Source organism: Hymenobacter sp. UYCo722 (assembly GCF_040547115.1).
In the GTDB taxonomy this organism is placed as follows: Bacteria; Bacteroidota; Bacteroidia; order Cytophagales; family Hymenobacteraceae; genus Hymenobacter.
Map to the genome: position 1 here is coordinate 990749 of NZ_JBEPPC010000001.1, position 12846 is coordinate 1003594.

Here is a 12846-nt window from a genome sequence, read left to right on the forward strand (position 1 = left end):
TATTGCTGGAGGGGCGTTTTTGCGGGATTACTGGCCTGACTTGCCTTACTTCAGGTGAGGCAGTGATGCCGATGTGCTGACCATGGGTAAGCTTGGCACAGTGGCGATGGTGGTGCGTGCGTGGTGACTCGGGGTGCCGATGTGGAAAGACTTGGCACGGTTTTATTTTTTCAGGATAAAAAGCCTTGCGCAAATTTGGGCAAGATTCCGTGCTATCAATATTGATACCACAAGCTAACTATTATTGACTTGGCGCTAATTATTTGGCGATTTTGTGTAAAATATTTATTTTGGGGCATTGAGTTTTTTTTACAGTTAGGTGTGTAAATGATGTTGTTTTTGCGAGTAAAAATTAAGCTAATAAACTGATTAACAAATGAATATTTATAATAAAATTATCGTGCCAAAAATATAAGTGTGCATTATTGCCTGTTTTTCGGGAGTTTGGGCAAAAAAGCTAAAATTGGCTTTGAAGTTGGTATTGTAAGCGGGAAGACTGATTGCAAAACCATCCCTATCAGGCTTCAGCGTTTATGAAAAACACTTTTCTTTTATCCGCAATGGCGGCAATTGGCATGTCGCTGATGAGCGGCTGCAGCAAGGGTGATGAGCCAACGCCTGCTCCTGTTTCGACAGAGACAAGCTATCAGGTTGAGTACCGCGTGTCGTCGACGACCAACACCAACGCTACTTATTTTGCCTACACGAATGAGACGGGGGGAACCACGACGCTTGCGACACAGGCTTTGCCGGGAAGCGTCACTTTTAGACGCACGATGAAAAGGGGCGACAATGTAAATTTTCTGATATCCCTGCCAAGTACCAGCGCTGCTAACTCGGACATATCGGGCGTCATACTGCTGAACGGGCAACAGGTAGCAGCAGCTACCGGCCGTGGGGTGGAAGCGTCAGCTACCGTGGTGTACGTGATACGCTAGTTCTGATTACCAGAAGTTTATTTCCACCCTGGGAATAGCACTTGATTCTATTGGTCAACCAGTCCCCGGCCAGCAAACCAGGGACTGGTTTCGAACCACACTACAGCGGTTTCGGCATTACTGTACACGCCGGGTAGTAGGGCGAAGCGGTGCTTCGCGTCCCCGACCGATACGCGAACGACTACCCACAGCGCGTGGACGCGAAGCACCGCTTCGCTCTACTGTACACCAACTCCGAAACCGCGCTAGTAGCGCATTTACTTCACCCATTACCTTCTCGAAAATGAATCCTGAAACAACCGCATTTAATCCTGACCCGACTACTGGAAACAAACCCACGTGGCCTGAATGGTTGTGGACCACCGACCGTAACGACTTGCCTGACTCACTGGATTGGGGTGATGATGACCGGCCACTTCACATTGGTGGCTCGTGTGATTATTATCGCGACGGCAAGCATGTAGCCGGCTGTTTGCCTACCCACTATTTTCATGTCGCGGGCGTGCTTTACGTAGTTGTTACGGTCCATAATAAGCTCATAGAAGCATATAAGTTGCTCCCTGGCGACCAGTTGATATTACGCCATGACGACACTGGCATCCGCCGCAATTATGACGATGAAAAATACCTGTGGCAAGTGGAAGTGCCACCTACTTATGAGGAAAGAGCTGCCCGGTACAAATACAATTTAGAACTACAGGAGCAGAAAATGGCGGCAGCGGGGTATGGTAAAGACGGCAACCTTCCATTTTGATATTAGGGCAATTGCTGACTGGGAATTAAGTGTTACTAACCAGACTATCAGCTATTGTGCCCATTGTTAGCCTCGAATACGGCGCGGGCGAAGCCGACGGGCGTTGCGGAGCGCAGGTTGGCGCGGTTCTTTGAGTCTGGCAGGTTGTGCATTTTGGAGCCTAAGATGGGCACCACGGCCTTGTGAACGGGTAGCTGGAATCCGCCGCCCGTCCACAGGCAGGTGCGCTTGGTATAGGCTTCGCTGAGCTGGCGCTCGGGCGGCAGGTAGCCGGCAAAGTCGCAGGGGTCGAAACGGAAATCAGGGGGGCGCCAATAGGTGCTGACCGTGCTCACCGGGTTCTCGATGAAGTAGGGGCAATTGCACCAGGCGGCGAGGCGAGCGGACCACTCGAACAGCTGCAGGGCCTTGATGACGCTGCCGAGGCCCTTGCGGCGGAAATGGGCGCGGCCGGAAATGGCGGTGTCGGTGCAGGGTGGAAAGAAGGCAGCAAAGGCTACGGGGCCATAGGGCGGCAACCACTCGCGCACGTCGATGCCGACGCGGATGATGTTGCCCTCGCGGGTTTCGCCGGGCGGGTGTTGCAGGTCGACGCAGTAGCAGAGGTAGCCGGCCTCGGCCCACGGCTGCACGAGCGTAGTGGTTAGGTCGAAGCAGCTGATGACGATGGGGGTTGGCATTTGGTTTTGAGCGGTTAGCTGGTGACGGTTAGCGGGTGGCGGTTAGCTATCGGTTTTCAGGAAGGGGCTACAGGTCAGGCATCAGAAGCTGACAACTTAAGAATGCAAGTCGCTGAACACGCCGCGGCGCATGGAGCAGGCGGCAGTGACTTCGTCAGTGGCGCCCTTTCGGTGCTTGGCTATCATGGGCGGTATTTTTCCATCAAATAATCGTTCTCGGCGCGGTGACGTTGGTCGATGAGCCGCTGGGCCTCGGGGCTGGCTTGCCAGGATTGGCGGGGCTTGCGCTCGGTGGCGTTGCGGACTTCGGCGCGCTGCTGCTCGGCTTGCTCGGGGGTTATGAGGCCGCGGCGGGCTTTCTGGTTGGTGATGGTGAGCTTCTGGCGCAAGGCCTCGGCGTTGGGGTGTTCGGCGGGAATCTGCTGGGCCACGTTTTCGAGCATCCGGGGGGCGGCTTCTCCGAGCAGCTGCACGGCCTGGGCCTGTTGGCCGGCGCCGGTGGCTTTCTGGTCGAGGTGGCGGTTTTCGAGGTAGGCGGTCTTGCGAGTGAAGTACTCGGCGATGAGGCGGTAGAGGGTGCTTACGTCGAGCGATTGGTAGAACTTGGTGCCGGTGGTGCGGGCCTCTTTCAGGGCCAAGATGATGTCCTTCAGGCTGTCGTGGGTGTAGGTGTGGGCAAGCGTGTCGGCCAGCTCCAGAATGTCGGCCGCGTCGGGCTTGTCGGGCACGCGCAACGAGTCCATGAAGGCGCGCAAAATGACAACCAGCAGCTTGGTCAGGACCGTTTCACCCAAGCGGTGCCGGAGCTGGAACAGCTTGGGCGCGGCCACGGCCTGGGCCACGGTGAGGCCCACCGATACCTCAGCCAGCAGAGCGCGGGCCTGGGGGTTGGGGGTGCTGGCCAGCTCACGCATCGTACTTGGAGCGGTAGCCAGTTGGAGCAGGCCGTGTTCCGGGGTCGGGGCTGTAGTGACCAGGCCGGTACTGGTGAGTTCCGGGGGCGAGTTTGAGACGATTGTCAGCGGCATCGTTGAGGAAGAATTGCTTGCAGGTGGCGAGCCAGTCACGCCGAAGGGGGACGTCGCCCTTTTGCCGCCAGTTCAGGATTTTCTCGTGGTAGAAGTGCAAGTCGGCCAGGGCATAGTCGGTGCCGGCAAAGGCGGCCATGAAGGCATCGAGGGGAGCCAGCTCGGAATCGGCGAAGGGGATTTCCGGGCGCTGGGGCCGGCGGGCGGTGGGACCCTTTCCTTTTCGCGCAACTTTTGCTTTGGGGGGTGGCTCCTGGGCGGTCAGCTCGGAATCGTCCAGCGCTGAAAGCTCGTCGTCGGAGAGAAGCTCCTCCCCTCTTTTTTTTTCAGCTGCCGCCTCATCTAGTTTGATTGATAGAACAGGTTTGTTTCTGTTTACTTCTGTTTCTACCTGTTTATACAAAGAGACCACGGCTTGACCACGGCTTGCACCAGTGCTTGCACCAGATTTGATGCTAGTGCTTGCACCAAATGTGGTGCAAGCTGCGGACTCATTTGAGTACAGTGCTTGGTCCACTTCTGGTGCAAGCGGTGGTTCATGCTGAGCGGGTTGCAACTCGTGCATGAGGCAGCGGCTGGGGCGGTGCTCGGACCGGGAAGGCAGGTAGGTGATGAGGCCGTAAGCCGAGAGCTCGCGCAGGCACTTGAGGTAGGTGCCGGCGCTACCGATATGGGCGGCGCGCATGACTTCGGCCCGCACCAGCAGCACCGACTCCGGGAACCGCTCCTCGTTCCATTGGCTGAACAGGGCCACGTAGAGGCTGACGTGGTGCGGAGTGGCGTCGGGGTGCCGGGCCAGCAGGTCGAAGGCCGTGCGGATGTGACGGATGAAGTTCATGCCTCGGGACGCGTGGACACCAGCGTGATGTTGGCAGCTTGCGGCTGCTCGAATAGGTCGAGCTGGCGGTAGTCGGTGCATTTGCCGCGTAAGGCCGCCTCAACCTCGGTCAGAGCTTCGCCTAGCTCGGTTTCCAGCAGGGGGGCGTAGGCATAGGCGGCATCGGTTTCGTCGTCGAAGCTGACGTAGGGGCTGGTCAGGTTCAGCACCTTGCCGGTGGTAAGGGCACGCTGGCCGATGAGGGTAACACCGGACTGCCCCTTACCCATCGCGAAGCCGGTGACGGTGAAGGCCTGGAAGCGGGCGGGCAGTTCCTCGGCCGTATCGGGCCAAAAGTCGGGCGTTTCGTTCAGCTGCTCGGTGAGCAGGCAGAGGTGCGGCACCAGGCGGCTGAGGCGGTGGGCCAGGTCGGGGTGAATCTGCTCGGCGCACGTCAGGGCAAAGGCCCGCGGCGGGGCCTCCTGGGTGCGCTGCTCGGTGAACTCACAGGTCAGGCGCTGGTCTTTGAACTTGACCTTGTGGATGGCGATGATGGACGCGGTGGCTTCGGGCGCACCGGGGCAGGGCCCAACCGGGCCGACGATAGGAAGTAGCGGGGACATGATGGGGGAATTAGGCGGCTTGGGCCATCAGCGGGCGGCCCAAGGGCATGGTGGTTGGGGGTGGCAGCTGGCGGTGGTAGCGCTTGACGTAGCGGTCGAGTTCGGAGAGGCGAAAGCCCCACTCCTTCTCGTTGAGACGCACACCTGACAGGCGGCCGGCGCGGCGGGCCTTGCGGATACCTTCGGGCGTGAAGCGCAGGTACTCGGCGGCTTCGCGGACGTTGAAAAGGCGGTCGGGGGGCGCGGGGGCGGGCTTGGTGGCGTCTTCCAGGGCCTTGAGGCGCTGCACGTCGGCCAGCAGCTGCCGCCACTCTTGTTCGGGGACGAGGAGAGCTACTTGCATGGCTAGGCGGCGGTGGCTTTGGTAGCCCGGACCTGGAGGGCGGCAACCCGCTTCTTTTCGGCCTCCACCACGCTGATGAAGGCCTCGGCCACATCGGTGTTGTGGTAGCGGCCCAAGAGGATGTTGTAGACCTGCTGCTTGGAGTAAACCAGGCCCTTGGTGGCCAGTAATTCGACCGTGCGCTTGGCAAAATCGTTGCGCTTGGGCAACGTAGCCCGTAGCTCAGAAATAATCTTTGCGAACTGTTCCATTTTGTTTGCTATTACGTATCTTTGTTTAGACTTCGAAGCCCAAATGTGGCTACTAAAGTTTGTAACAGCAAAAAAAGTTTATTGAGTAACAGCAAAAATAATGGACCCTAGAGCACACGTTGGCACACGCATCAGTGAACTGATGACCCATTACAACTTGTCGGCTTACCAGTTAGCCAAGAATTTGGGCTACGAAGGTCCACAAAAGTTGTATAAGCTAATTCAGAATAAATCCAAGCCGGGTTATGAAACTCTGATGGATATTCTAGACCACTACCCGCAGATGCGTTCGGAGTGGCTGATGCGCGGCGACGAGCCGATGTTCAAGGCCGACGACGCCAAACCGGAGGTGAAGCAAACGCCCAGCTACACCGGGATGCCCTCGGTGGTGACGGTGGATGCCAATGGCAAAGAAGTCATCATCGTAGTGCCGAGAAAGGCCGAGGCCGGCTACCTGCTGGCCCGCGACGTGGACGATACCATGGAGGAACCGGAGACGCTGAGCATCCCGGACATGCCGGGTGGTAAGACGGTGCGGGCGTTTGAGGTATCCGGCAACAGCATGCAGCCGACGCTGAATCAGGGCGACCTGGTGGTGGCCACCTGCACCGAGCGACTGGACCTGATTCAGCCCAAGCACGTGTACGTGGTGGTGGCCCGCGACCGGATTATGGTGAAGCGGCTGCGGGGCCCGGTGAAGCGCGGCGAGCCCATTGAGCTGCTATCGGACAACCAGTTCTACGACCCATTCATTCTGCCGCAAAGTGATTTGAAGGAACTGTGGCAGGTGCAAGCCGTGGTGACGCGCAGCGTGCCGGCCAACACCAACGAGGCCTTTGACCGGATGCTGGTGCTGCTGGAAATGCTGGCCCACGACTCGACGCAGCTGCGCGGCATTCTGCTGGACATAGCGTCCCGCTACGACGTGAAATTGGTGGGCGAAGCGAGCTAATCAAGCTGCTGCTACCAATACTGCTACCAAGACCAAATCAACCGCGTTTAGAGGCGGAGTGAATGAGTAGTAAATCAGAAGGTTAGGGCCGTAAATCTGATAGTTCCAATTACCCCGGCTCCGGGTACATTCGATGAAAAAACGCCAGAAATGGAGCTTAGACACGGAAGTGTCGGCTTCGTTTCTGGCGTTTTTGTTTCTGGAGTAAAATAATCTATAGCACAGACAGCGAGAAAACGACAATTCCGGCTACTCCCACCCGAAATTTGTACTCACCATTAAAGCCCATTTCCCCAGAACTGCCAGTGATAAACGCAACGGAACGAGAAGAACGAGAATACCTTGAAGAAATTAAGGAGAAGCTGACGCTGGGCATCCGGCGGGTAGACGGCTCCGTGAAGCAGTTTTCGGACGAGCTGCGGGAGAAAAAGCAGTACATCCACGAGCAGCAGTCCGGCATGGACGAGGCCGACATGGTGGCCGCCGGCCAATCCATCGACCGCATGGCGTTTACGGGCGAAGCGGCCGTGGCCCGGAAACGCAAGCTCCTCAAGCTGGGCCAGTCGCCGTACTTTGGACGCATCGATTTCGTACCGCGGGGGCAGGCCACCTTGCCAGTGTACATCGGTATTTATTCCTTTATCGACGAGCAGCCGCGCCAGAGCCTGATTTACGATTGGCGAGCCCCCGTCTCGTCCATGTTCTACGATTTCGAGCTGGGGGAAGCCGCCTTCGCCACCCCGGGCGGCATGGTGCAGGGCACCATCGAGGTAAAGCGGCAATATAAAATCAGGGACGGCCGCCTGGAGTTCATGATTGAAAACGACGTGAACATCCACGACGATGTGCTGCAACGCGAGTTGGCCAAGTCCTCCGACGACAAGCTGAAAAACATCGTCGCGACTATTCAGCGCGACCAGAACGCGGTAATCCGCAACGAGACCGCGCCGGTAATGGTCATTCAGGGGGTGGCTGGCTCGGGTAAAACCTCGATTGCCCTGCACCGGATTGCATTTCTGCTCTACCGCTACCGCGAGACCATTGGGGCTAAGGATGTGCTCATTATCTCGCCCAATAAAGTCTTTGCCGACTACATCTCGAACGTGCTGCCCGAGCTGGGCGAAGAGCACATTCCCGAACTGGGCATGGAGGAGCTGGCGGCCGATTTGCTCGACCACCAGTACGCGTTCCAGACCTTTTTCGACCAGGTATCGGCGCTGCTGGATACGCACGATGCTGCGTTTATTGAGCGCATCCGGTTCAAATCGTCGTTTGAATTCCTGACCCAGCTGAACCAGTACCTCCTTTACGTGGAGAACAACTACTTCACCGTGAAGGAGCTGCGGGTGGGGCAGACCACGGTGCCGCTGCCGTTCCTGCTGGCAAAGTTCAAAACCTTTCACCGGGTGCCGCTCCTGAAACGGTTTGCGCTGGTAGCCGAGGAGGTGCGGGCCTACGTGCGCGACGCCACCAAGCGGAAGCTCACCAACCACGAGAAAGCGACGATTGGGGAGGCCATTCCGCGCATGTTCCGGTTCCACCATGTGCCGGATTTGTACCGGGATTTTTACCGCTGGCTGGGCAAACCCGAACTCCTGAAGCTCGGACAGGGCCTACACCTGGAATACGCCGACGTATTTCCGCTGATTTACCTGCGCCTGCGCCTGGAAGGCATCACTGCCTACGACCACGTCAAGCACCTGCTCGTGGACGAAATGCAGGACTATACCCCCGTGCAGTACGCCGTGCTATCGCGCTTATTCGGGTGCCGCAAGACCATTCTTGGCGACGTCAGTCAGACCGTAAATCCATACAGCGCGTCTTCCGCCGAAACCATCGAGCGGGTTTTCCCCCAAGCCGAAGTGGTGAAGCTCTACCGCAGCTACCGCTCCACGGTCGAGATTACAGCCTTCGCGCAGCGCATCACGCCCAACCCAAACATCATCCCCCTGGAGCGGCATGGGCCGGCACCCGTGGTGGCCCGCTTCGGCAGCCCAAGCGAGGAGCTGCAGGCCATCAAGCAGCTGATTACGACCTTCCAACGCTCCGGCAATCATTCGCTGGGCATCATCTGCAAAACCCTCCGGCAGGCCGAGCAGGCGCATCAGGCACTAGAAGGTCCCGCCATTTATTTGCTTACGGATGAGTCCACGGCTTTCAAGGAAGGCATCATCATCACGACGGCCCATCTGGCGAAGGGACTGGAATTCGATGAAGTCATCGTGCCCTTTGCCTCCGCTCGCACTTATAAAACGGAGGTCGATAAAAGCATGCTTTACGTGGCGGTTACGCGGGCCATGCACCAGCTCACGCTCACCTATTCGGGTGAGGTTGCCCCATTTTTAGTGGCCTAAACGGGTTTTCCTGCCCCTACCGCTTCTCCCACCGCGCGGCGAACTCCTGCTTGCTGCAATGCATCCAAAGGCGGGAAACGGGGTTGATGATGATAATTTCGGCCGGGCGCTCGTCGTCGGCGGGGCTCAGGCCCAGCTCCAGCTCGTATTCCTGGCCGCTGCGGAAACCACCGTAGCCATCCATACCGCGAAACAGGTACTTCTTTTTTTGAAACTCCATGCGGCAAAGGTAGCGCCTCGCGCAGGGCAGGGTCAGCGGTGGTTGGCTCTTCGGGGGCCGGTTTGGCGGGGCTAGGCGATGGGCGGGCCGGTTTCGATATCCAATTGCACCGGGGCGTAGTTTTGCTCGAACAGGCGGTGCTGGCACACGTGCAGCTCGCCGTTGGGCTCGGTGATAACCCAGTCGCTGGCAAAAACCGTGAGGGTGCCTTTGCGGGTGTGCACGTAGGCATGGGGCGGCACGGGCAGCAGCCCATGCCCGCCCGGGTGGCCCGCCGATTCGCTGCTGACGCCGGGCAGCTCCTGGTTCGGAAACCACTGCGTGGCCTCGATGGGACGGGCACCAGGGGTCTGTCTAATAAAGTAAGGCATAGGGCAAACGGGCGCGCAACCAGCCGCAACCCAGGCGGCTGCCGAAACGCTCAGGCAAGGTCCGGCCCGGTTGGTGAATGTTGAATGAGGGCAACGAAACCGCCCCCTCGGGCCGTACATTGGGCGCGGCATGGCCGCAACGGCCCCTCGGCTGACCGTAAAGCTGGCTTTCGCGGCCAGCTTCGGCGGGCCCTTGGGGCTTGTACCACGGCCACGCGCCGGTTTTTCTTCCGACACCTTATTCCTACGCTTTCGCTGATGAGCAACCCTCCCTCCCGCCCTTCCTTCGGCATGATTGGCCTTGGCACCATGGGCCGCAACCTGCTGCTGAACCTGGCCGACCACGGCTTCCCGGTTTCGGGCTACGACAAAGACGCCACCAAAGTGGCCCTGCTAGCCAAGGAAGGCCAGGGCAAGCCCGTGACCGGCTACGCCGACCTGGCCACCTTCATCGGTAGCCTGCAAACGCCGCGCGCGGTGATGCTGCTGGTGCCCGCCGGGGCTATCGTAGATGCCGTGGTGGCCGAGCTCACGCCGGTGCTCGCCCCCGGCGACCTCATCATCGACGGCGGCAACTCGCACTTCACCGACACCGAGCGCCGCGCCAAGGCCCTGGCCGCAAGCGGCTTCCACTTTTTCGGCATGGGCGTGAGCGGTGGCGAGGAAGGCGCGCGCTTCGGCCCGAGCATGATGCCCGGCGGCGACAAGGAAGCCTACCGCGTGGTGCAGCCCATGTTCGAGGCCATTGCGGCGCACGTGGGCGGCGAGCCGTGCGTGACGTACATCGGCCCGGGCGCGGCCGGCCACTTTGTGAAAATGGTGCACAACGGCATCGAATACGGCCTGATGCAGCTCATTGCCGAAACCTACGGCGTGCTGAAAACCGGCCTGGGAATGGATAACGCGGCCATCGGCGAAGTATTCGCCAAGTGGAACGCGGGGCGGCTGCAAAGTTTTTTGCTGGATATCACGAAGGATATCTTCCAATTCATCGCCCCCAATACTGACCACCTGCTGCTCGACGACATCAAGGACGAGGCCCGCTCGAAGGGCACCGGCAAATGGACGTCGCAGGTCGCCATGGATTTAGAAACGCCGCTCTCGACCGTGGATACGGCCGTGACGATGCGCAATTTATCAAAAGACAAAGCCCTGCGCGAGCAATTGCAGGAGCTGTATGGCCCCGTGGCCAGCGCGCTGCTGGTGGCGCACGAGGCGTTTGTGGCGCAGCTCGAGCAAGCATTCTACTTCAGCATGGCCATCACCTACGCCCAGGGAATGCAGCTGCTGAGCCGGGCTTCGGTGGAGTTTAAGTATGAGCTGCAGCTGGCCGAGATTGCTAAAATCTGGCGCGGTGGCTGCATCATTCGCTCGGGCTTCCTGACGGAGATTTACAACGCCTACCAGCACGCGCCCGACCTGGCCCACCTGCTGCTCGACGAGCAGGTGCGCGCCGTGGTGAGCGCCGCCGTGCCCGGGGCCCGCGCCGTGGTGGCCGCCGCTGCCACCGCCGGCCTGGCCGTGCCGGCCTACATGGCGTCGCTGAGCTACTTCGATGCCTACCGCACCGGCCGCCTGCCGTCGAACCTCATTCAGGCCCAGCGCGACTATTTTGGGGCGCACACCTATGAGATTATCGGCAAGGAAGGCGTTTTCCACACGCAGTGGACGCCGGAGCACGAGGATGCCTCGAATAAAAAAGACGCGCAGGTGGACGAGCACGGCCCGGCCAAGGAGCCGGTGCAGCCGAACAGCTAAGTTTTAGTACTACTCAACTTACCGTCATGCCGAGCGCAGCCGAGGCATCTCGCTCGCATTGTTGTACGGCATTGATTACTGCCACACGCGAGATGCCTCGGCTACGCTCGGCATGACGGTCCTTATTGCTTTCTGAACACGTTTTAACGTCTCATTTCCGCCCCTTATCGGCATGAACACCACTGCTCCCACCATCCCGCCCACCGTTTTCGTCATTTTTGGCGGTACCGGCGATTTGAATGCCCGCAAGCTCTCGCCGGCGCTGTATAATCTGTTTCTCGATGGCTGGCTGCCCGCGCAGTTTGCCATCATCGGCACGGGCCGCACCAAGCTGACGGATGAAGAGTTTCGGACTAACCTGCTGGCCGACCTCAACCAGTTTTCGCGCAGCGGCAAGGCAACGAAAGAAGCATGGGCCCGGTTTGCGCCCCACATTCAGTACCAGATTTCGGATGTGAAAACGCCCGCCGCCTACGAAGAATTCGGCCAGCGCATCGCGGTGCTGGAGCAGGAATGGGGCGCGCCGGCCAATATCATCTACTACCTGGCGGTGGCCCCCGAGTTTTTTCCCATCATCGCCACGGGCATTGCCAAGAGCCATACCGACACCGACCCCAGCCGGGTGCGCATCGTGATTGAGAAGCCGTTCGGGCACGATTTGGAGTCGGCCCGGGCCCTGAACCAGCTGCTGGCCCAGCACTACGGCGAGCAGCAAATTTACCGCATCGACCACTACCTGGGCAAGGAAACGGTGCAGAACATCATGGCCTTCCGCTTCGCCAACGCGATAATGGAGCCGCTCTGGAATCGCAACACCATCGAGCACGTGCAGATTTCGGTGACCGAGCAGCTGGGCGTGGGCGACCGCACCGGCTACTACGACGGCTCGGGCGCGCTGCGCGACATGATTCAGAACCACTTGCTGCAGCTGCTGTGCCTGGTGGCCATGGAGCCGCCCGTGAATTTCACCGCCGACGAGGTGCGCAACCGCAAGGTGGACGTGCTGCGGGCCATGCGCCGCTTCACGCCCGAGGCGGTGCGCGAGTCGGCCGTGCGTGGGCAGTACGGCCCGGGCTGGCTGGAGGGCCAGCAAGTACCCGGCTACCGCGAGGAGGCCGACGCCAACCCAAAATCGAATACCGAAACCTTCGCGGCGGTGAAGTTTTTCGTGGACAACTGGCGCTGGCAGGGCGTGCCGTTCTACGTGCGCACGGGTAAGCGCCTGCACCGCTCGGCCTCCATCATCAGCGTGCAGTTCAAGGATGTGCCGCATTCCATTTTCCCGGCCGGCACGGCCGAGAGCTGGCAGCAGAACCGCCTCATCATCAGCATTCAGCCTGAGATGAGTATTCGCCTGCAGGTGCAGGCCAAGCGCCCGGGCCTCGACATGATGCTGAACACCGTGGACATGGTGTTCGACTACCACGGCACCTACACCACCGAGGCCCCGGAAGCCTACGAAACTCTGCTGCTCGATACCATGCTCGGCGACCAGACCCTGTTTATGCGCGGCGACCAGGTGGAGGAAGCCTGGGACCTCGTGATGCCCATCCTCAACTCCTGGCAGAACCGCCCGAGCTTGAGCTTCCCCAACTACTCGGCCGACTCGTGGGGCCCGGAAGTGGCCGAAGCCCTGATTGCCCGCGACGGCTTTCACTGGTTTACGCTGCCGCTGAAGGGCAACGACCAGAAAAAAGCCTGAGCCGTGAGGCAAATACTCGCCTGAACGTCATGCTGAACGTAACCGAGGCATCGCT

Annotated in this window: 14 protein-coding genes; 6 read left to right on the forward strand and 8 right to left on the reverse strand. The window is 59.5% G+C overall.

The features are described from left to right. Positions 1-533: 533 nt before the first annotated feature. Positions 534-938 carry a hypothetical protein gene (locus tag ABIB44_RS04385; RefSeq protein WP_354583402.1) on the forward strand — a complete coding sequence of 135 codons (405 nt, stop codon included), beginning with the start codon at positions 534-536 and terminating at the stop codon, positions 936-938. Between the two features lie 283 nt (positions 939-1221). Continuing rightward, positions 1222-1692, forward strand: a complete 471-nt coding sequence (locus ABIB44_RS04390; RefSeq protein WP_354583403.1) for a hypothetical protein — start codon at positions 1222-1224, stop codon at positions 1690-1692. A gap of 47 nt (positions 1693-1739) precedes the next feature. Here ABIB44_RS04390 and ABIB44_RS04395 read toward each other — a convergent pair whose 3' ends face one another. From ABIB44_RS04395 to ABIB44_RS04420, 6 genes are all read right to left on the reverse strand, one after another. Beyond that, entirely contained in the window at positions 1740-2372 is a 633-nt protein-coding gene (locus ABIB44_RS04395) for a hypothetical protein (protein ID WP_354583404.1), read from the reverse strand. 182 nt (positions 2373-2554) lie between these two features. After that, positions 2555-3286, reverse strand: coding sequence for a hypothetical protein (locus ABIB44_RS04400; protein ID WP_354583405.1), 732 nt, complete (start codon positions 3284-3286; stop codon positions 2555-2557). Next, a complete protein-coding gene (locus tag ABIB44_RS04405) occupies positions 3279-4238 on the reverse strand; it encodes a hypothetical protein (RefSeq protein WP_354583406.1) in 960 nt (319 codons plus the stop codon). Before ABIB44_RS04405 ends, ABIB44_RS04400 begins: the two co-directional genes overlap by 8 nt. Beyond that, the gene (locus ABIB44_RS04410) at positions 4235-4840 is read right to left on the reverse strand and encodes a hypothetical protein (RefSeq protein ID WP_354583407.1); all 606 of its coding nucleotides are present in this window, start codon (positions 4838-4840) and stop codon (positions 4235-4237) included. The genes ABIB44_RS04405 and ABIB44_RS04410 overlap by 4 nt, the downstream gene beginning before the upstream one ends. Positions 4841-4850: 10 nt before the next feature. Then, the gene (locus tag ABIB44_RS04415) at positions 4851-5183 is read right to left on the reverse strand and encodes a helix-turn-helix domain-containing protein (RefSeq protein ID WP_035559979.1); all 333 of its coding nucleotides are present in this window, start codon (positions 5181-5183) and stop codon (positions 4851-4853) included. 2 nt (positions 5184-5185) lie between these two features. Then, entirely contained in the window at positions 5186-5434 is a 249-nt protein-coding gene (locus ABIB44_RS04420) for a hypothetical protein (protein ID WP_035559982.1), read from the reverse strand. A 256-nt stretch (positions 5435-5690) separates the two neighbouring features. On the opposite strand from ABIB44_RS04420, the gene ABIB44_RS04425 reads away from it, so the two are divergent. Together ABIB44_RS04425 and ABIB44_RS04430 are read left to right on the forward strand one after the other, a co-directional pair. Continuing rightward, a complete protein-coding gene (locus tag ABIB44_RS04425; RefSeq protein ID WP_354583408.1) occupies positions 5691-6386 on the forward strand; it encodes a S24 family peptidase in 696 nt (231 codons plus the stop codon). Positions 6387-6691: 305 nt separating this feature from the next. Next, positions 6692-8740 (forward strand): HelD family protein, encoded by a 2049-nt coding sequence (locus ABIB44_RS04430; RefSeq protein ID WP_354583409.1) that lies wholly within the window; start codon positions 6692-6694, stop codon positions 8738-8740. A 16-nt stretch (positions 8741-8756) separates the two neighbouring features. Here ABIB44_RS04430 and ABIB44_RS04435 read toward each other — a convergent pair whose 3' ends face one another. Both ABIB44_RS04435 and ABIB44_RS04440 read right to left on the reverse strand, forming a co-directional pair. Further along, positions 8757-8960, reverse strand: a complete 204-nt coding sequence (locus ABIB44_RS04435; protein WP_354583410.1) for a hypothetical protein — start codon at positions 8958-8960, stop codon at positions 8757-8759. 71 nt (positions 8961-9031) lie between these two features. Continuing rightward, positions 9032-9331, reverse strand: a complete 300-nt coding sequence (locus ABIB44_RS04440) for a hypothetical protein (protein WP_354583411.1) — start codon at positions 9329-9331, stop codon at positions 9032-9034. A 258-nt stretch (positions 9332-9589) separates the two neighbouring features. Between ABIB44_RS04440 and gnd the strand changes: the two genes are divergently transcribed. Then, positions 9590-11089: an NADP-dependent phosphogluconate dehydrogenase gene (gene gnd / locus ABIB44_RS04445; RefSeq protein WP_354583412.1), complete on the forward strand. Its 1500-nt coding sequence runs from the start codon at positions 9590-9592 to the stop codon at positions 11087-11089. Between the two features lie 172 nt (positions 11090-11261). Then, entirely contained in the window at positions 11262-12791 is a 1530-nt protein-coding gene (zwf, locus tag ABIB44_RS04450) for a glucose-6-phosphate dehydrogenase (protein ID WP_354583413.1), read from the forward strand. Positions 12792-12846: the final 55 nt, after the last annotated feature.

Bases quoted from the DNA above. Each gene is read 5' to 3' on its own strand.
- ABIB44_RS04385 (WP_354583402.1), top strand. From the start codon at position 534: ATGAAAAACACTTTTCTTTTATCCGCAATGGCGGCAATTGGCATGTCG.
- gnd (WP_354583412.1), top strand. From the start codon at position 9,590: ATGAGCAACCCTCCCTCCCGCCCTTCCTTCGGCATGATTGGCCTTGGC.
- zwf (WP_354583413.1), top strand. From the start codon at position 11,262: ATGAACACCACTGCTCCCACCATCCCGCCCACCGTTTTCGTCATTTTT.
- ABIB44_RS04420 (WP_035559982.1), bottom strand. From the start codon at position 5,434: ATGGAACAGTTCGCAAAGATTATTTCTGAGCTACGGGCTACGTTGCCC.
- ABIB44_RS04390 (WP_354583403.1), top strand. From the start codon at position 1,222: ATGAATCCTGAAACAACCGCATTTAATCCTGACCCGACTACTGGAAAC.
- ABIB44_RS04440 (WP_354583411.1), bottom strand. From the start codon at position 9,331: ATGCCTTACTTTATTAGACAGACCCCTGGTGCCCGTCCCATCGAGGCC.
- ABIB44_RS04405 (WP_354583406.1), bottom strand. From the start codon at position 4,238: ATGAACTTCATCCGTCACATCCGCACGGCCTTCGACCTGCTGGCCCGG.
- ABIB44_RS04435 (WP_354583410.1), bottom strand. From the start codon at position 8,960: ATGGAGTTTCAAAAAAAGAAGTACCTGTTTCGCGGTATGGATGGCTAC.
- ABIB44_RS04425 (WP_354583408.1), top strand. From the start codon at position 5,691: ATGGATATTCTAGACCACTACCCGCAGATGCGTTCGGAGTGGCTGATG.
- ABIB44_RS04415 (WP_035559979.1), bottom strand. From the start codon at position 5,183: ATGCAAGTAGCTCTCCTCGTCCCCGAACAAGAGTGGCGGCAGCTGCTG.
- ABIB44_RS04395 (WP_354583404.1), bottom strand. From the start codon at position 2,372: ATGCCAACCCCCATCGTCATCAGCTGCTTCGACCTAACCACTACGCTC.
- ABIB44_RS04410 (WP_354583407.1), bottom strand. From the start codon at position 4,840: ATGTCCCCGCTACTTCCTATCGTCGGCCCGGTTGGGCCCTGCCCCGGT.
- ABIB44_RS04400 (WP_354583405.1), bottom strand. From the start codon at position 3,286: ATGCGTGAGCTGGCCAGCACCCCCAACCCCCAGGCCCGCGCTCTGCTG.